Genomic DNA, 16,896 nt, shown 5'->3' with positions numbered 1-16,896 from the left:
GTTGCAGAACCCCCGGAACACTTCCCACTCTGGATCATGGTCAGCGGCGCCGTCGATGAGAGCAGCGGGAACAACACCGATCCACGGTTCGCAGGTCATTGCCCACACCCTGGCCGACGCCGCCCACACCATCGGCCTCGGCCCCGCGAGGCCGACCGCACGATCTACTCCGGGCTGACCGCTGGTGCCCACCGTCCTCGGACGGTGGCGGCATGACCGCCCGACACCGCGACGTCGCTCGGCCTACACGTTCACGACCTGCGGCACACGGGCAGCACATGGTCGGCGCACAGCGGCGCAACGCTCAAGGAAGCTGATGGCCCGGATCGGTCACTCCAGCACCCGCGCCGCCATGATCTACCAGCACGCCACACGCGACCGGGATCACGCGTTCGCGGCGGCCCTCGACGACTTGATCGAGGAAGCCCGAAGCAAGATCACAGAGCCTAGTGGCACGACAGTGGCACGCGAGGCCGGTCAGCCGCTGAAACGACGAACGCCCTGGCTTCGGGATCATGGTCCCGACCAGGGCGTCTGTCTATCTCATCAAGGGGTGGAGCTGAGGGGACTCGAACCCCTGACCCCCACACTGCCAGTGTGGTGCGCTACCAGCTGCGCCACAGCCCCTTGCGGCGCCCGGTCGCCCGGGCACTCACGGAATAGTACACACCCGGGCGGGGCCGCCTCGCGCAGGGCCCCGGGTCGGCGCGTCAGTTGAGCGAGACGTCCGGCGGGAAATGGGCGACCGCGGCCAGGATGTCACCCTGCCGCCGCAGCACCATCGCCCACAGGTCGTCGGGCCTGCTCACGAACGGATCGCCCGGCAGCGCGTCGAAGACGAACCACGACCCGGAGGCGATCTCGTTTTCCAGCTGGCCCGCGGACCAGCCGGAGTAGCCGGCGAAGACCCGGATCCCGGCCAGGCTCTCGCGCAGCCGCTCCGGATCGATCGAGAGGTCGACCGTGCCCAGCGCCCCGGAGACCTGGTGGAAACCGGACACCCGCTTCGTGACCTCCGGGCGGGTGCGGGCCAGGCAGATCGCGGACTCGGGCTGCACCGGGCCGCCCTCGAACAGCACCGACGGTTCACCCGCCAGGTCACCCCAGCCGCCGAGGACTTCGGCGACGGGCACCTCCGTCGCGCGGTTGAGCACCACGCCCAAGGCGCCGCCGGCCTCGTGCGCGACAAGCAGGACGACCGTACGGTCGAAGTTGGGATCTTTCAGGGTGGGCGTCGCGACCAGCAACTGACCGGTCATCGACTCCATCGACCGGCCTCCGATCCGCTGTTCCTCGCTATGCACGGCACCCCCGTTGCCCGCGGCGGTACGCCGGGCGGGGGAACGCCCGGGCCGTGACCGTAGAAGCAGTCAACGCCATGCATCGCACATTAGCCTGCGTCTCAGGCCACCGATAAGGTCTGGACATGACCGAGGCATCTTTGGTGGCAGACGTCGGGGTGATCGGCGGCTCCGGGCTGTACGCGCTCCTGGACGACGCGACCGAGCACGAGGTGTCCACGCCATACGGATCGCCCTCGGACAAGATCACCGTGGCGGAGGTCGGCGGGCGCCGGGTGGCTTTCCTGCCCCGGCACGGCCGCGACCACCGGTACCCGCCGCACAAGATCCCGTACCGGGCCAATCTGTGGGCGCTGCGCGCACTGGGGGTACGCCAGATCATCGCGCCGTGCGCGGTGGGCGGGCTGCGGCCCGAGCTGGGGCCGGGCACGTTCGTCGTGCCCGACCAGCTGATCGACCGGACGAGCGGCCGGGAGCAGACGTACTACGACACCGGAGCGGTGCACGTGCCGTTCGCGGACCCGTACTGCCCGCAGGGGCGGCAGGCCGTGCTGGCGGCCGGTGGGCGGCAGGGCGTCGAGGCGGTGGACGGCGGCACGGTGGTGGTCGTGCAGGGGCCACGGTTCTCCACCCGGGCCGAGTCGCGCTGGTTCTCGGCGATCGGCGGCACGATCGTCAACATGACCGCCCACCCGGAGGCGGTCCTCGCCCGGGAGCTGTCGCTGTGCTACTCGTCGATCGCGCTCGTCACCGACCTGGACGCCGGGGTGGAGGGCGACCATGGCGTGACCATGGAGGAGGTCTTCTCGGTCTTCTCGGCGAACACAGCCCGCCTGCGTGAGGTGTTGCTGGCGGCGGTCGCGGCACTGCCCACGGAGCGGACGTGCGCCTGCGCGCGCGCCCTGGACGGCATCAAGCTGCCCTTCGACCTGCCGTAGGAGACGACGCACGCTCGGCGGATACGAGATCGAGGTCCTGCTGGCTTCCTCGCACAACCGAGAACGGCTGCACCGCTTGGAGCGGTACAGCCGTGGTCCCGTGGAGGTGCCGGGAATCGAACCCGGGTCCTTCGTTGCTTTGTCAGGGCTTCTCCGAGCGCAGCTCACTATGTCTCTACTCGGCCCCACCGATCACGTGAGCAAGTTGGTGTGACGGGCCCAGTCGCTGATTGATCTCGCCGCACGGACCCCGCGACCGGGTCCGATTGGCCAGCCTCCTAGCTGATGCCGGTGACTGGGACGGAGGCGCTCCCAGACCGACAGACCACGCTACTTGCCTCAGGCGGCGAGAGCGTACTGGTCAGCGGCAACCTTATCGTTGGCGCTTATTGTTTTCCGACGACCGATTCTCGAGACGACGTCGGCTTCCTCGGCTCGCTTCCCCTGTCTCCACGTACGAAGTCGAAACCAGTCACCCCCCTGTCGTGCCGCACAGGTGTGCAGCCGTACCAGCCTAACGTCTCCGGGTCCGCGGGTCATTCCGGTATCACGGCGCCACACGTGTGGCGCCGTTCACGCCCGGATCAGTCCATGCCCTTGCTGCGGCGGCCCATGGCCCGGGTGATCTCACGCTGGGCGTCCCGGGCGGCCAGGTCCTGCCGCTTGTCGTAGCTCTTCTTGCCCTTGGCCAGGCCGAGCTCGACCTTCGCGTACCCGTTGTGGAAGTAGACCGACAGCGGCACCAGGGTCAGACCGCTCTCCCGGAGCTTGCCGACCATCTTGTTGATCTCTTCGCGCTTGAGCAGCAGCTTGCGCACCCGGCGCGGCTCGTGGTTCGTCCACGTGCCCTGGCTGTACTCCGGGATGTGCATGCCGTGCAGGAAGATCTCGCCGTTGCTCTCGTGACCGAACGCGTCGACGAGCGACGCCCGCCCGGCACGCAGCGACTTGACCTCGGTGCCGGTGAGCGCCATCCCGGCCTCGTACGTGTCGATGATGGCGTAGTCGTGGCGCGCCTTGCGGTTCGAGGCCACGACCTTGCGCCCCTGCTCGCGTGGCATGACCGACGACCCCCTGAGAAACGCACAGCAAAGAAAAGGCCGGCGCGGACCGCACCGGGCCCGTCCATGCTACCGCTCAGCAGAGGCACCCCGGCAGGTAGCGCAGGGGGTTGCGGGGTACGCCGCCGAAGCGGGTCTCGAAGTGCAGATGTGAGCCGGTCGACGCGCCGGTGCTGCCGACCCGGCCGATGATCTCGCCGCGGCCGACGTACTGGCCGGTGTGCACTCCGATCCTGGACTGGTGGCCGTAGCACGTGGTGAAGCCCTGGCCCCGAATCCGGCCGTGGCTGATGCAGGTGTAGTTGCCGTACCCGCCGTACCAGCCGGCCTGGATGACCCGGCCTGCGGCGGCGGCGCGGATCGGGGTGCCGCTGTCGGCGGCGAAGTCCGTGCCGGCATGCAACTGCCACACGTGGAACCACGGGTCGTAGCGCCAGCCGAAGTCGCTGGACTTCCAGGCGCCGCGGACCGGCATGAGCAGCTGACCGCCGATGTAGACCCCGCGGATGGCGTCCGGGCCGTTCTGGGCGCGGCGCAGTGCCTCCCGTACGCGCTGTTCCTGCACCTTGGCCTCGCGATAGCGCTCCAGGACGGCGGAGCGCTGGGCCCGGGCGGTCCGCAGCGCGCTCCGCCGGTACTGGGCCAGCCGGACCACCGCCACCTGGGCATGTTCGGCGCCGGTCTGTGCCGTACGGGCGGCGGCGAGCTTGTCCGCGGCAGCGCGGGCGGCTTCATCGGCGACGCGACGGGCGAGCCCGGCCCGGTCCTGCTCACTGCGGACGTCGCGGCGAGCCTGGACCAGCGCGTCGACGTCGCGCTGTTGCTTGGCCATGACCTGGCCCACCAGGCTCATCCGGTCGAGGAGGTCCTGTGGGCCGGTGGCGCTGACGAGCACGTTGATGTCGCTGATGCCGACGCCCATGTAGCTCACCGTGGCGATCTCGTCGACCCGGTCGCGGCCCTGGTCGACCCGCAGCTGCGCGGCGGCGAAGCGATCGGCGGCCACCTGGTACGCGGACTCGGTGGCGTCGGCACGGCGGCGAGCGGTGTTCGCCGTGGCCAGCGCGGCGGCGACGGTGCCCCGGGCCGTGGCGACCCGGCGCTGGGCGGCGGGCAGGGCCGCGGTGGCGGCCGCGAGGCGCCGGGCGGCCGCCCGGGCGGTCGTGGTGGCGTTCTCCAGTACGGCTTCGGCCCGCTGGACGGCCCGCTTGGCATGCCGCAGGTCGTCCCGGTTGTCGGCCGCCGCGGGAGACGGTCCGGCCAGCCCGGCGCCGGCCGTGGCGAGCACGGTCAGGCAGACGCCGAGCGCGGTCCGGCTACGTCCCAGGCAACCCCTCACGAGGGGTCACCATATACTGACTAAACGCCACAAAGGTGCGTACGCGGCCCTTGTCAGACCTTCAGGTAGAAGCGGAGCGTCACCCATGCGGTGACCGCGCTGACCCCGGCGCCGACCGCCGCCAACAGCGGCAACATCAGCATGACGTTTCCGGTGGGTACCGGGGTGAGGATCTTCGTCAGTGCCTGTAGCTGCCCGTCGAGCAGGACCAGCTTCCCCACGAACAGGGCCACGAAGCCGAAGATCGCACCGATCAGGCCGGCCACGACCGCCTCCAGCACGAACGGCGCCTGGATGAACCAGTTGGAGGCGCCGACCAGCTTCATGACGGCGACCTCCCGGCGTTTGCTGTACGCCGCGACCTGGATCGTGTTACCCACCAGCAACAGCGCCGCCAACGCCATCACCGCGGCCGTCACGAGTGACATCAGCTGGATCGAATTGAAGATCTTGAACACCTTACCGAGCAGCTGGCGCTGATCGACGATGTCCTGAATGCCCTGCTGGCTCTGGACCTGGTCCGCGAAGTCCTTGTACTTCTCCGGGTCCTTGAGCTTGACCCGGAACGATTCCGGCAGGCTGTCCGGAGTCACCGACTTCACGAAGTCGGGCGAATCCTGCCAGAGCACCTTGAACTTCTCGAATGCCTGCTGGCGGCTCTCGTACTCCTTCTTGAGCACCAGCGGGCTGCTGTCGATCGCCTGGTTGATGGCCGTGCGCTGCGCGTCGGTCACATCCTTCTTCAGGAAGATCGAGACCTGGATGTTCCCGTAGTAGTACTTCTTCATCTGGTCGACCTGCATGTACATCAGCACGCTGGCGCCGAGCATGGTCAGCGACACCGACATGGTGATGATCATGGCGACCGTCATGGTGACGTTTCGCCACAGGCCCACGAGGACCTCGTTGAGGACGTACTTCAGGCGCATCGGGGGGTTCCTTCCGGGACTCCGCGTCTCACATCGATTTCGACTCTTCTGCGGGGCCCGGCCTTAGCCGTAGACGCCACGGGCCTGGTCGCGAACGATCCGTCCGCTTTCGATCTCGATGACCCGGCGGCGCATCTGGTTGACGATGTTGGAGTCGTGCGTGACCATCACGACGGTCGTACCGGTCCGGTTGATCCGGTCCAGCAGCCGCATGATCTCGATCGAGGTGTCCGGGTCCAGGTTTCCCGTGGGCTCGTCGGCCAGCAGGATCAGCGGCCGGTTCACGAACGCCCGGGCGACCGCGACACGCTGCTGCTCACCACCGGACAGCTCGTGCGGGTACCGATGCTCCTTGCCGCCGAGGCCGACCAGCTCCAGCACCTCGGGCACGACCCGGCGGGCGACCGCCTTGGTCTTGCCGATCACCTCGAGGGCGAACGCCACGTTCTCGTACGCCGTCCGGTTCGGCAGCAGCCGGAAGTCCTGGAACACGCAGCCGATGGAGCGCCGGAAGTGCGGGATCTTCCACGACCGCATGGAGGTGACGTCCTTGGCGTTGACCATCACGCGGCCGTTGGTCGGGGAGACCTCGTGCAGCAGCAACTTGATGATCGTCGACTTGCCGGAACCGGAGGGGCCGATGAAGAAGACGAACTCACCCTTCTCGATACCGACGCTGACATCGTCCAGCGACGGCCGAGACGCCTTGGGGTACGTCTTCGTCACGTTCTCGAGCTGAATCACGGGTGGAGAGTCTACGCGTTGTAACCGAAACGCCAAGCGGCCCGGGGCCGGTAATTTTGCCCCGGCGATCACCGGGGCCCCGCCGAACGGCCGATCAGGTCAGCCCGCGAGCTGCTTCTGCTTGCGCCAGCGGATGCCCGCCTCGATGAACTCGTCGATCTCCCCGTCGAAGACCGCGGAGGGGTTGCCGGTCTCCTGCTCGGTCCGCAAATCCTTGACCATTTGGTACGGATGCAGCACGTATGACCGCATCTGGTCGCCCCAGGAGCCGGTGGTGTCCTGCTTGAGGCCGGCCATCTTCGCCTCCTCCTCCTGGCGCTTACGCTCCAGCAGGCGGGCCTGCAGCACCCGCATCGCGGACGCCTTGTTCTGCAGCTGCGACTTCTCGTTCTGGCACGTGACGACGATGCCGGTCGGGACGTGGGTGAGTCGCACCGCGGAGTCGGTCGTGTTCACGCTCTGTCCACCAGGCCCCGACGAACGGTAGACGTCGACCCGGATCTCGTTCTCCGGGATGTCGATATGGTCGGTCTGCTCCACCACCGGCATCACCTCGACGCCGGCGAAGCTGGTCTGCCGCCGCCCCTGGTTGTCGAAGGGGCTGATCCGCACCAGCCGGTGGGTGCCCGATTCGACGCTCAACGTCCCGAAAGCGTATGGCACCTTGACCGCGAACGTGGCGGACTTGAGCCCGGCCTCCTCGGCGTACGAGGTGTCGTAGACCTCGGTGGGGTAGCCGCGCCGCTCGGCCCACCGCAGGTACATCCGCAGCAGCATCTCGGCGAAGTCCGCCGCGTCCACGCCGCCCGCACCCGCCCGGATGGCCACGACCGCCTCCCGGGAGTCGTACTCCCCGGAGAGCAGGGTCCGGACCTCCATCTCGTCGATGGACTTGGTGAGGGCCACGATCTCGTCGCCGACCTCCGCGATCGACGCAGCGTCGCCCTCCGCCTCACCCAGCTCCAGCAGCAGGCCGGCGTCGTCGAGGCGGGTGCGCAGCTTCTCCAGCCGGGAGATCTCCCCGGAGACGTACGACAGGCGGGAGTTGACCTCCTGGGCGCGGGCCTGGTCGTCCCACAGGTCCGGCGCGGACGCCTGCTCCTCCAGCTCCGCCTTGTCCCGGCGCAGCCTGTCGACGTCGAGGACGTTCTCGATGTTGCGCAGGGTGGCGTCGAGGGCCTTGAGCTGTTCGGGATAGTCGGATGCACTCACGACAGAAAGACTACGCGCCGCCCGGCGGCTTTCCCTGCCGGGCGGCACGGTGCTGCACCATCCGGCAGGTGCGGCGGCGTCCGTATCGCGTTATGTGGCTGGCGCGGCCTTGAGCCAACTCAGGGCTGCCTTGTGATAGGCGACCGCGAACTCCAGCGCGGCGGCTCCGTACTGGTCGCCGGCCTTCTTGGCCTCCTTGGCCTGCTCACGGGCCATCGCCAGGGCCTCCGAGTGGTACTCGTTGGCGCCGACGTAGAGGCTCTTGAGCTGGTTACCGGAGCTCTGCTCACCGAACGCCACGCGGAGGGCAACCGGGTTGCGGATCGCGTCGCGGCCGGGAGACTCGGCGAGCCACCGGGTGAAGGCGCGCTTGCCGGAGGCGGTGAGGGCATAGGGCTGGCTGGACCGTGGCCCGGGCTTGCCGAGGCGGACGTACCCCATCTCGGCCAGCACGGGCAGTTCGCGGTAGACCTGGCTCCGCGTCATCGACCAGTAGGGCCCGAGGCGGCGTTCGGCAGCCGCCATGAGCTGTCCGCCGGTCATCGGCCCCTCGTGTAGCAGGCCGAGCAGAGCGGCAGCCGTGGGATTGATCTGAGAGTCGGGCATGCCTTCTAAGCTGCCACTTTGTTGCTCCGGCGTCCAGGATTTCGCCCGATCCGTCCATTTTGCGTCTCCACAAACGACTGTCCCGCACAGACAGTCCGACCAGGAGGGTCTGTACCAGGCGTTTTCCTCATGGCCAGCCCTGTGGCCTGGTAAGATGGCTCAGGAAAACGGTCAGACGGCGATCGTCGTCGACAACGGCAACAAACCCACCGAAATCTCCGGCCGAACTCCCTTCCGGCGGGTGGGGCCGTCACGATAAATAGCGCAACGGCCCCATTACCGGACAATCACCCCATATGCGGGTAGCGCCAGTCCGTCGGCGGCTCGAAGGTCTCCTTGATCGTGCGCGGGGACACCCAGCGCAGCAGGTTCAGGATCGAGCCCGCCTTGTCGTTCGTGCCGCTGCCCCGGGCGCCGCCGAACGGCTGCTGCCCCACCACCGCGCCGGTCGGCTTGTCGTTGATGTAGAAGTTGCCCGCGGTGAAGCGCAGCGCCGCCCCGATCCGGTCGATCGCAGCCCGGTCGGTGGCGAAGACCGACCCGGTCAGCGCGTACGGCGAGGCCGCGTCCGCCTGCGCGATCGTCGCCTCCTCCGCACCGTCCTCGTACACGTACACCCCGAGGATCGGGCCGAAGTACTCCGTGGTGAACACCTCGTGGGTGGGGTCGGTGCACTCCACCAGCGTCGGGGAGACGAACCAGCCCTCGCTGTCGTCGGCCGTACCCCCGGCCAGCACGGTGCAGGCCGCGCTGTTCTTGATCCGGTCCAGCGCGGCCGCGTGCTTGGCGAAGGCGCGCCCGTCGATCACGGCACCGCCGAACGTGGACAGGTCGGTGACGTCACCGTACGTGATGGAGGCCGCCGAGGCCGCCAGCCGGTCCCGCAGGCCGCCCTCCCAGATCGAGCGCGGTACGTACGCCCGCGACGCCGCGGAGCACTTCTGCCCCTGGTACTCGTACGCGCCGCGCAGCAGCGCGGTGTGCAGGGCGTCCGCGTCCGCGCTGGCGTGTGCGAACACGAAGTCCTTGCCGCCGGTCTCGCCGACCAGCCGCGGGTACGACCGGTAGCGGTCGATGTTGCTGCCCACCTCGCGCCACAGGTGCCGGAACGTCGCGGTCGAGCCGGTGAAGTGGATGCCCGCCAGATCGGGGTCGGCCAGCACCACGTCGGAGACCGCCAGGCCGTCGCCGGTGACCAGGTTGATCACGCCCGGGGGCAGCCCGGCCGCCTCGAACAGCCGCATCGTGTAGTGCGCCGACAGCTGCTGCGTGGGCGACGGCTTCCAAATCACCGTGTTGCCCATCAGCGCGGGCGCGGCCGGCAGGTTGCCCGCGATCGCGGTGAAGTTGAACGGGGTGATCGCGTAGACGAAGCCCTCGAGCGGCCGGTGGTCGAACCGGTTCCAGATCCCCGGGGACGACTGCGGCTGCTCCGCGAGGGCCTGCTGGCCGAACGCGGCGTTGAAGCGCAGGAAGTCGATCAGCTCGCAGGCCGCATCGATCTCCGCCTGCAACGCGGACTTCGACTGGCCGAGGATCGTCGCGGCGTTCAGGGTGTCGCGCCAGCCACCGGCCAGCAGCTCCGCGGCGCGCAGGAAGACCGCGGCCCGCTCGGAGTACGGCAGGGCCCGCCAGCCGGGGGCGGCCCGCTTCGCCGCCGCGACGGCCGCGGCCGCGTCGGAGCGGTCCGCGTTGCCGAGCACCCCGAGCACGTGGTGGCGGCGGTGCGGCTGGACCACCTCGATCTCGGGACCGGAGCCCATCGACTGCTTGCCGTCGATCGTCATGGTCAGCTCGACGCGCTCGCCCCGCATGGCGTCCACGCGCGCCTGCAACGAAGCCCGCTCGGCGCTGCCGGGGGCATAGCTGCGGACCGGCTCGTTCCGTGGCTCGGGCACGGAAAGCTGGGCGTCCATCTCGCACTCCTTCTCCGGGGTCTCCGGCTCTGGGGGTATCCGGCTCAGGGGGTCTGCGGCCGACTCGGATCCATCCTTGCACGGCCGGAACCGGCGCTCAGTCGGTCGCGCGTACCCTGACCGGCATGACATCGCAGCAGGACACGGCCGTTTCCGCCGGATCGGGCGAACGCGCGCCGTTCGCCGGGATTGCCCTGGCCGCGGTGGGCCTGCTCTGGATGGCCGCGATGCTGTGGTCGGCCCGCGCCACCATCACCGGGCGGGCCGACGCCGAGACCGAGGTGGTCGCCACCGCGTACGCGCTGCCCGGGATCGTCTCCGCCGCTCTGGTCGCGGGCGCCGCCGGTGCCCTCGCGGTGCTGGGCCTGGTGGCCCGCCGCGCCCTCGGTGCGGGCGCCCGCTTCGCGGTCACCATCGGAACGGGGCTGGTGCTGGGCGCGCTCGGCGCGGTCGCGATCATCACGATCAACACCGCCGGCTGGGTATACGCCGTGGCCGGCGGCACCGTGGCGGCCGCCGCCACGATCGGCGGCGCGCTGGCCGGCTTCCGCGAGCCCCGGGTGGTCGCCGCCGCGTGCTGGGCCGCCATCGCGGTCTTCGCGGTCGGCTTCGCGCTCAACGTCGCGCAGGTCCCGCTGCTCGACCTGTTCGGCGCGGGCGGCAGTTCCGCCTCCCAGACCTCGGCCGCCGGGTGGTTCTCGCTCACCCAGTCCGTGCTGGGCGGCCTCGCCGCGGGGTGCGTGTCGTTCCTCGTGCTGCGCCGCGCCGCCGGACAGCTGCGCTGGCCGATGTACGCCCTCGCGGGCGCCGGGCCCGGCCTGCTCCTGGCGCTCACCGAGGTTCTGGCCCGGACCGCGGGGGCCCGGGTGCTCGAGCTCGCCGGGCGGGTCAGCGAGCTGGAGCTGACCGTGCAGCGGATGCTCAGCGGCGCCCGGCTCAACAACGCCCTGATCGTCCTGTTCGTCGGGGCGATCAGCGCCATCATCCTGCTCGGCCGCACCCTCGGGCCCGCACCGGACGGCGCGGACGCCCCCGCGGCGGCGGCCCCCGGCGGCTCGTCCTAGATCAGCTCGTCCAGCTCGGAGACGGCGTACCACTCGAGTTCGTGGTCCTCGGCGCCGTCCACGGTGAACTGCGCGTCCGGGTCGCCCGCGAGCGCCTCGTCCACCACCTCCGCCGCCGCGGCGACCTCCGCCATCGCGTCCGCGCCGTCCACATGGATGGACGCGATGTCGGTCAGCGTCACGGGCTCTTGCAGGCGTACCTCGCTCGAGCCGAGTTCGACGTCCTCGCGCACCAGCGCGGCCGACGGCACGTCCGCCGAGACGACCACCCGGCGCCGGGGCGCGTCCGTGTCCTGCCGCAGCAGGTGAAGGGCGCCCTGGGCGGCACGGGTGAACGCCACGTACTCCAGTTCCTCCTCGTCGCCCTCGGCGTACCACTCGCGCAGCGCCGGGGTGACCGCGTGCGCGGCCATCGGGCCGTCGCCGAGGCGGCCCGACGCGCGCAGCGCGGCCAGCATCGGCACGGTCGCCGGCACGTAAACCCGGACCAGATCGGTGATCGGCACTCTGCTCCCCCTGTGGTCGGAACCGTCCCTGTAGTACACCGCCGACGGCCGCGGCGGAAGGACAACCCACCAGGCGTGTCCCGATCGTGGCGATCAACACCCGCAGCTTGCTGCCGCGGGCGCGACCAGCGGGTCCGGCGGGCGGGTCGCGTCGCCGTCGGCGCCGCGCAGCGCGAAACCCTCCCGGGCCCAGTACTCGACGCCGCCGATCATCTCGCGGGCGGCGTACCCGAGCAGGGACAGGGCGAGGGCCGCCCGGGTGGCGCCGTTGCAGCCCGGCCCCCAGCAGTAGGCCACCACCGGCACCGCCGGGTCGAGCAGGCCGGGCGCACGGGCGGGGATCTCGGCGTGCGGAAGGTGCAGCGCCCCCGGGATGTGGCCCTGCGCCCAGGCCTGCGGGCCGCGGGCGTCGATCAGGACGAATCCGGGTTCGCCGGAGGTCAGGGCGGCGTGCACGTCGGAGGCGTCGGTCTGGGTGGCCAGGCGCTCGGCGAACAGGGCGGCGGCACGTTGCGGGTCGATGTTCATGACCACGACGGTACGGAGCACGACGCACAGGTGGCAGTGCCCTTCAATGGCGGGACTCCGGATCGGCCGTTGCTTCACCGGTATCATTAACTGATGGCCGTGGAATCAACACTGGATCGCACCGACTGGCGAATCATCGAGGCGTTGCAGGCCGACGGCCGGGCCAGCTACGCCGACCTGGCCCGGATCGTGGCCATGTCTCCCAGCGCGGTGGCCGAGCGGGTCCGCCGGCTCGAGGAGACCGGGGTGATCACCGGCTACCGGGCGGCCGTCGATCCGGCCCGCGTCGGCTTGACGATCATGGCGTTGGTCCGGCTGCGGTATCCCACGGGCAACTACCGGCCGTTCCACGCGCTGCTGGACAGCACCCCGGAGATCATCGAGGCGCATCACGTCACCGGGGAGGACTGTTTCGTCCTCAAGGTCCTCGCGCGGTCCATGCGGCACCTGGAGGAGGTCACCGGGCGGATCGCCGGGCTCGGCTCGGTCACCACGAGCGTCGTGTACTCCAGCCCGCTGCCGGGTCGCGCGGTCACCGCCCCCACAGTCGCACCCGGACCGGTGGCAGACTGAGGCCCATCGTCATCGAGCCGGGAGAGGCGCGTGGAGGCCAGGTTCCTACTGCTGTCCGACGTGGCCACCGAACTCAACGTCTCGGACTCGCAGGTCTATCACATGGTCCGCAGCGGTGAGCTGCCCGCGATCAAGATCGGTGGACGGGGTCAGTGGCGGGTCGAGCGCGCGAAGCTGGAGGACTACATCCAGCGCAAGTACGCCGAGACGGCTGACTGGGTGCAGCAGAACCCGCTGATCGAACGCGAAGCCGACTGACAGGTTCCCGCCAGACCACACCACACTCCGCTCCACATTGGGCATTGACGCGTGCGCATGCCTCCCGGCACACTCAGTCAGCGGAGGCAAACGAAAGCAAACGCAGGGATTCGCCTCCATTCAACGGGATGGGCGGTGGCGGTGTGACGACGGTCGAGGTGGCACCAAGGGGTCCCAGGCCGCCGATCCGGATCCGCCCCGTGCCGCCCTGCGATCCCCCGTTCGACGACGAGCTGGACCCGTCGATCTGGGCGCCCACGCACCAGCCGGCCTTCCGGTGGCCCGACCGTCCAGGACGCACCGCCGCCGGGACCGCCGCAAACCCCCGCGCGGCCGCGGCCAGCGGCAGGGGCACGGCCAGCGGCAGGGGCACGGCCAGCGGCAGCGGCACGGCCAGCGGCAGCGGCACGGCCGCCGGCCAGGGCGGGGACACCGGCTGCGGCGCGACGGCCGCCACGCGGACCGGGTCCGACGCCGGGGCCGCTACCCGCGGCGTGTCCGGGGATGCGCGGGTGGCGGTGCACCGGTTCGTGAGTGCGTTCGTCGAGGTGCTCAACGGGTACCGTCCGCCCGCGCACCTGCGCCGCCTGACGCTTGCGGCGCAGGCCGCCCGCGTGGTCGCGCAAGCGGTCACCGGAGTGCACCGGGTGGCGGAACTGCGCCGGGCCGGCTCCCGCCGCACCACCGATCGGCGCGGGCGCGGGGCCGCGCCGGCGGCGGTGCTACGCCTGCGCCTGTGCGAGCCGCGGCCCGGCGCCGTGGAGGCAACGGTCCTGCTCGTCACCGGCGGCCGGACCTGGGCATTGGCGCTCCGCCTGGAACTGCACGACCACGCATGGCTGGCCACGACCCTGCAGCTGGTCTGAGGTCACCCGGCGCAGGATGACCACCCCGGTTCATCCCCGAGGGACGACGACGGCCCGCAGGATTCCTGCGGGCCGTCGATCATCCAAGCGGTCAGACCGCGCCAGGCGCACCGTGACAGCGCTTGTACTTCTTGCCCGAGCCGCAGTAGCAGGGCGCGTTGCGCGACGGGCCGCTGCTGGCCTCGGCGTGGCCGGAGCCTCGCGCACCACGGGCTGCCGCGGTGTGCGCGGGGCTGGCGGGCACGGGCGATCCGCCGATGCCCAGGGCGGGAGCGTTGTCCTCCTGCACCACCGGCATCCCCGCACCGGCCTCCCCGTCGATGGCGGGCGAGGTGTACTGCAGGTGCTGCGGGCGGTTGCCCCCACCGAGGCCCTTGGCCCGCACCTCGACCTGCCCGTCGCCCTCGGCGGCAGCGCTGCCCGGCAGCGGTACGGCCTGGCTCGGGTCCACCGTGACCGTCGGCTGCTCCTCGACCTGGACCTCCAGGTTGAACAGGAAGCCGACCGCCTCCTCCTTGATGCCGTCCATCATCTGGGCGAACATGTCGAAGCCCTCGCGCTGGTACTCGACCACCGGGTCGCGCTGGGCGTAGGCCCGCAGGCTGATGCCCTCCTGCAGGTAGTCCATCTCGTACAGGTGCTCACGCCACTTGCGGTCGATGACCGCCAGCAGGACCTGGCGCTCCAGCTCGCGCACCGCCTCCGGCCCGAGCTCCTCCTCCCGCGCGTCGTACGCGCGCTGAGCGTCCTGCTTGAGCTGCTCGACGAGGAACTCCTGGTCGAGGGCGTGGCGCTCACCGCCGGACTCCTCGACGATGTCGTCGATCGTGCGGCCGACGGGGTACAGCCGCTTGAGGTTCGTCCACAGCTGATCGAGGTCCCAGTCCTCGGCGTAGCCCTCGGAGGTGGCGGCGTGGACGTAGTCGGAGACCGTGTCGTCGATCATGTGCCGGGCCTGGTCGTGCATGTCCTCGCCGTTGAGCACCCGCAGGCGCTCGGCGTAGATGACCTGGCGCTGCTTGTTCATCACCTCGTCGTACTTGAGGACGTTCTTGCGGATCTCCGCGTTCTGCGCCTCGATCTGCGTCTGCGCGCTGCGGATCTGCCGGGTGACCATCTTCGACTCGATGGGCACGTCCTCCGGGATGTTGAACCGCTCCATCACGGCCTCGACCGCACCGGCCCGGAACCGCTTCATGAGGTCGTCCTGCAGGGACAGGTAGAACCGGGACTCGCCCGGGTCGCCCTGACGGCCGGAACGGCCGCGGAGCTGGTTGTCGATGCGCCGGGAGTCGTGCCGCTCCGTGCCCAGCACGTACAGGCCGCCGGCGGCGGTCACCTCGGCGGCCTCCGCCTCGCACGCTTCCTTCCAGGCGGGCATGACCTCTTCGAGCGCCTTCGCGTACTCCTCGGGGCTCTCCACCGGGTCCAGGCCACGCTGGTGCAGCTCGGTCGAGGCCAGGAACTCCGGGTTTCCGCCGAGCAGGATGTCCGTACCGCGACCGGCCATGTTGGTGGCGACCGTGACCGCGCCCTTGCGGCCCGCCTGGGCGATGATCGTCGCCTCCTGGGCGTGGAACTTCGCGTTCAGCACGCTGTGCGGGATGCCGCGGCGGCGCAGCAGCTGCGACAGGATCTCGGAGTTCTCCACCGACACCGTGCCCACGAGCACCGGCTGGCCCGTGTCGTGCCGCTCGGCGATGTCCTCGACAACCGCGGTGAACTTGGCCTTCTCGGTCTTGTAGATGACGTCCGGGTGGTCGATACGGACCATGGGACGGTGCGTCGGGATGGTCACGACGCCGACCTTGTAGACCTTGTTGAACTCGCCGGCCTCGGTCTGCGCCGTACCGGTCATGCCGCCCAGCTTGTCGTAGAGGCGGAAGTAGTTCTGCAGGGTGATCGTGGCCAGGGTCTGGTTCTCCTGCTTGACCTCGACACCCTCCTTGGCCTCGATGGCCTGGTGCATGCCCTCGTTGTAGCGGCGCCCGTGCAGGATGCGGCCGGTGAACTCGTCGACGATCAGGACTTCACCCTCGTTCGTGACGATGTAGTCCTTATCGCGCTTGTACAGCTCCTTGGCCTTGATCGCGTTGTTCAGGTAGCCGACCAGCGGGGTGTTCACCGACTCGTACAGGTTGTCGATGCCGAGGCGGTCCTCGACCCGGGCGACGCCGCGCTCCGTGATCGCGACCGTCCGCTTGGCCTCGTCGACCTCGTAGTCGCCGCCGCCCTCCTTGCCCTTCTCCAGGCGCTTGACGATCGAGGCGAACTCGCCGTACCACCGGGCGGACATCTCGGCCGGGCCGGAGATGATCAGCGGGGTCCGGGCCTCGTCGATGAGGATGGAGTCCACCTCGTCGACGATCGCGAAGTTGTGGCCCCGCTGCACCAGTTCGTCCCGGGACCACGCCATGTTGTCGCGCAGGTAGTCGAAGCCGAACTCGTTGTTCGTCCCGTACGTGATGTCGCACTGGTAGGCGGCGCGGTGCTCCGCAGCGGGCCGGTTCGGCAGGATCACGCCGACCGTCAGCCCGAGGAACACATGCACCCGGCCGACCCACTCGGCGTCGCGCTGGGCCAGGTAGTCGTTCACCGTGATGATGTGCACGCCCTTGCCGGACAGCGCGTTCAGATACGCCGGGAAGACGCCGGTCAGGGTCTTGCCCTCACCGGTCTTCATCTCCGGGATGTTGCCGAAGTGCAGCGCCGCCGCACCCATGATCTGCACGTCGTACGCCCGCTGGCCGAGCACCCGGCGGGCGCCCTCGCGGGCCGTCGCGAACGCCTCGGGCAGCAGGGAGTCCAGCGACTCCCCGTCCTCGTAGCGCTGCTTGAACTGCTCCGTCAGCTCCCGCAGCTCGTCGTCGCTCAGGTCGACGTAGTCGTCCTCGATCGAGTTGACGGCGTCCGCGATCGCCTTGAGCCGGCGCACCATGCGTCCTTCACCGGCACGGAGGACCTTTTCCAATATCGACACGGGCCAACTCTCCCTAGACCAGTCTGCGCCCCCCATCGTAGGCACCTCCCGCCGCGGTCCGTGACCCGAGCCTCC

Annotated in this window: 16 protein-coding genes, 1 tRNA gene and 1 other RNA gene; 5 read left to right on the top strand and 13 right to left on the bottom strand. The window is 70.0% G+C overall.

Translation table 11 applies throughout. The features are described from left to right. Window positions 1–554 precede the first annotated feature (554 nt). Window positions 555–627: transfer RNA gene (locus ACMCNO_RS07070), tRNA-Ala, on the bottom strand. Between the two features lie 83 nt (window positions 628–710). Continuing rightward, a complete protein-coding gene (locus tag ACMCNO_RS07065) occupies window positions 711–1,268 on the bottom strand; it encodes a YqgE/AlgH family protein (protein ID WP_412748597.1) in 558 nt (185 codons plus the stop codon). Window positions 1,269–1,426: 158 nt separating this feature from the next. Here ACMCNO_RS07065 and ACMCNO_RS07060 point away from each other — a divergent pair, with 158 nt between their 5' ends. After that, entirely contained in the window at window positions 1,427–2,239 is an 813-nt protein-coding gene (locus ACMCNO_RS07060; protein WP_412748596.1) for an S-methyl-5'-thioadenosine phosphorylase, read from the top strand. 98 nt (window positions 2,240–2,337) lie between these two features. On the opposite strand, the gene ssrA is transcribed toward ACMCNO_RS07060, so the two are convergent. The 8 genes from ssrA to pruA all read right to left on the bottom strand — a co-directional run bounded on the left by ssrA (window position 2,338) and on the right by pruA (window position 10,046). Then, window positions 2,338–2,719, bottom strand: a transfer-messenger RNA (tmRNA) gene (gene ssrA / locus ACMCNO_RS07055). A 104-nt stretch (window positions 2,720–2,823) separates the two neighbouring features. Further along, a complete protein-coding gene (smpB, locus tag ACMCNO_RS07050; protein WP_412748595.1) occupies window positions 2,824–3,300 on the bottom strand; it encodes an SsrA-binding protein SmpB in 477 nt (158 codons plus the stop codon). Between the two features lie 76 nt (window positions 3,301–3,376). Beyond that, window positions 3,377–4,639, bottom strand: a complete 1,263-nt coding sequence (locus ACMCNO_RS07045; protein WP_412748594.1) for a M23 family metallopeptidase — start codon at window positions 4,637–4,639, stop codon at window positions 3,377–3,379. Window positions 4,640–4,692: 53 nt separating this feature from the next. Beyond that, entirely contained in the window at window positions 4,693–5,568 is an 876-nt protein-coding gene (gene ftsX / locus ACMCNO_RS07040) for a permease-like cell division protein FtsX (protein WP_412748593.1), read from the bottom strand. A 63-nt stretch (window positions 5,569–5,631) separates the two neighbouring features. Then, on the bottom strand, window positions 5,632–6,312 hold the full coding sequence (gene ftsE / locus ACMCNO_RS07035; RefSeq protein ID WP_412748592.1) for a cell division ATP-binding protein FtsE: 681 nt from the start codon (window positions 6,310–6,312) through the stop codon (window positions 5,632–5,634). Between the two features lie 99 nt (window positions 6,313–6,411). Then, window positions 6,412–7,524, bottom strand: a complete 1,113-nt coding sequence (gene prfB / locus ACMCNO_RS07030) for a peptide chain release factor 2 (protein WP_412748591.1) — start codon at window positions 7,522–7,524, stop codon at window positions 6,412–6,414. A 90-nt stretch (window positions 7,525–7,614) separates the two neighbouring features. Then, window positions 7,615–8,130 carry a PadR family transcriptional regulator gene (locus ACMCNO_RS07025; protein WP_412742945.1) on the bottom strand — a complete coding sequence of 172 codons (516 nt, stop codon included), beginning with the start codon at window positions 8,128–8,130 and terminating at the stop codon, window positions 7,615–7,617. A 287-nt stretch (window positions 8,131–8,417) separates the two neighbouring features. Beyond that, window positions 8,418–10,046, bottom strand: a complete 1,629-nt coding sequence (gene pruA, locus ACMCNO_RS07020) for an L-glutamate gamma-semialdehyde dehydrogenase (RefSeq protein ID WP_412748590.1) — start codon at window positions 10,044–10,046, stop codon at window positions 8,418–8,420. 125 nt (window positions 10,047–10,171) lie between these two features. Here pruA and ACMCNO_RS07015 point away from each other — a divergent pair, with 125 nt between their 5' ends. Beyond that, the gene (locus ACMCNO_RS07015; RefSeq protein WP_412748589.1) at window positions 10,172–11,110 is read left to right on the top strand and encodes a hypothetical protein; all 939 of its coding nucleotides are present in this window, start codon (window positions 10,172–10,174) and stop codon (window positions 11,108–11,110) included. Here ACMCNO_RS07015 and ACMCNO_RS07010 read toward each other — a convergent pair. Together ACMCNO_RS07010 and ACMCNO_RS07005 are read right to left on the bottom strand one after the other, a co-directional pair. Continuing rightward, complete coding sequence (locus tag ACMCNO_RS07010) at window positions 11,107–11,568, bottom strand: DUF6912 family protein (protein ID WP_412753644.1); 462 nt, start codon at window positions 11,566–11,568, stop codon at window positions 11,107–11,109. The two genes, ACMCNO_RS07015 and ACMCNO_RS07010, sit on opposite strands and share 4 nt — an antisense overlap. Before the next feature lie 141 nt (window positions 11,569–11,709). Next, window positions 11,710–12,144: a rhodanese-like domain-containing protein gene (locus ACMCNO_RS07005; protein ID WP_412748588.1), complete on the bottom strand. Its 435-nt coding sequence runs from the start codon at window positions 12,142–12,144 to the stop codon at window positions 11,710–11,712. Between the two features lie 93 nt (window positions 12,145–12,237). Here ACMCNO_RS07005 and ACMCNO_RS07000 point away from each other — a divergent pair, with 93 nt between their 5' ends. From ACMCNO_RS07000 to ACMCNO_RS06990, 3 genes are all read left to right on the top strand, one after another. Continuing rightward, entirely contained in the window at window positions 12,238–12,717 is a 480-nt protein-coding gene (locus ACMCNO_RS07000; protein WP_412748587.1) for an Lrp/AsnC family transcriptional regulator, read from the top strand. A gap of 30 nt (window positions 12,718–12,747) precedes the next feature. After that, window positions 12,748–12,975, top strand: coding sequence for a helix-turn-helix domain-containing protein (locus ACMCNO_RS06995; RefSeq protein ID WP_412748586.1), 228 nt, complete (start codon window positions 12,748–12,750; stop codon window positions 12,973–12,975). A gap of 200 nt (window positions 12,976–13,175) precedes the next feature. Then, complete coding sequence (locus ACMCNO_RS06990) at window positions 13,176–13,841, top strand: Rv3235 family protein (RefSeq protein WP_412748585.1); 666 nt, start codon at window positions 13,176–13,178, stop codon at window positions 13,839–13,841. 91 nt (window positions 13,842–13,932) lie between these two features. Here the strand turns inward: ACMCNO_RS06990 and secA are convergent, their stop codons facing one another. Then, window positions 13,933–16,821 (bottom strand): preprotein translocase subunit SecA, encoded by a 2,889-nt coding sequence (gene secA, locus ACMCNO_RS06985; RefSeq protein ID WP_412748584.1) that lies wholly within the window; start codon window positions 16,819–16,821, stop codon window positions 13,933–13,935. Window positions 16,822–16,896 lie beyond the last annotated feature (75 nt).

Source organism: Krasilnikovia sp. M28-CT-15 (assembly GCF_047159595.1).
Lineage (GTDB): Bacteria > Actinomycetota > Actinomycetes > Mycobacteriales > Micromonosporaceae > Actinoplanes.
This window is presented reverse-complemented; position numbering and strand designations above follow the sequence as displayed.

Excerpts from the sequence above, each read along its gene's own strand:
- ftsX (WP_412748593.1), bottom strand. The coding sequence starts at position 5,568 with ATGCGCCTGAAGTACGTCCTCAACGAGGTCCTCGTGGGCCTGTGGCGA.
- ACMCNO_RS07000 (WP_412748587.1), top strand. The coding sequence starts at position 12,238 with ATGGCCGTGGAATCAACACTGGATCGCACCGACTGGCGAATCATCGAG.
- ACMCNO_RS07005 (WP_412748588.1), bottom strand. The coding sequence starts at position 12,144 with ATGAACATCGACCCGCAACGTGCCGCCGCCCTGTTCGCCGAGCGCCTG.
- ACMCNO_RS07015 (WP_412748589.1), top strand. The coding sequence starts at position 10,172 with ATGACATCGCAGCAGGACACGGCCGTTTCCGCCGGATCGGGCGAACGC.
- ACMCNO_RS07060 (WP_412748596.1), top strand. The coding sequence starts at position 1,427 with ATGACCGAGGCATCTTTGGTGGCAGACGTCGGGGTGATCGGCGGCTCC.
- ACMCNO_RS07025 (WP_412742945.1), bottom strand. The coding sequence starts at position 8,130 with ATGCCCGACTCTCAGATCAATCCCACGGCTGCCGCTCTGCTCGGCCTG.
- ACMCNO_RS07065 (WP_412748597.1), bottom strand. The coding sequence starts at position 1,268 with ATGGAGTCGATGACCGGTCAGTTGCTGGTCGCGACGCCCACCCTGAAA.
- ACMCNO_RS07010 (WP_412753644.1), bottom strand. The coding sequence starts at position 11,568 with ATGCTGGCCGCGCTGCGCGCGTCGGGCCGCCTCGGCGACGGCCCGATG.
- smpB (WP_412748595.1), bottom strand. The coding sequence starts at position 3,300 with ATGCCACGCGAGCAGGGGCGCAAGGTCGTGGCCTCGAACCGCAAGGCG.
- pruA (WP_412748590.1), bottom strand. The coding sequence starts at position 10,046 with ATGGACGCCCAGCTTTCCGTGCCCGAGCCACGGAACGAGCCGGTCCGC.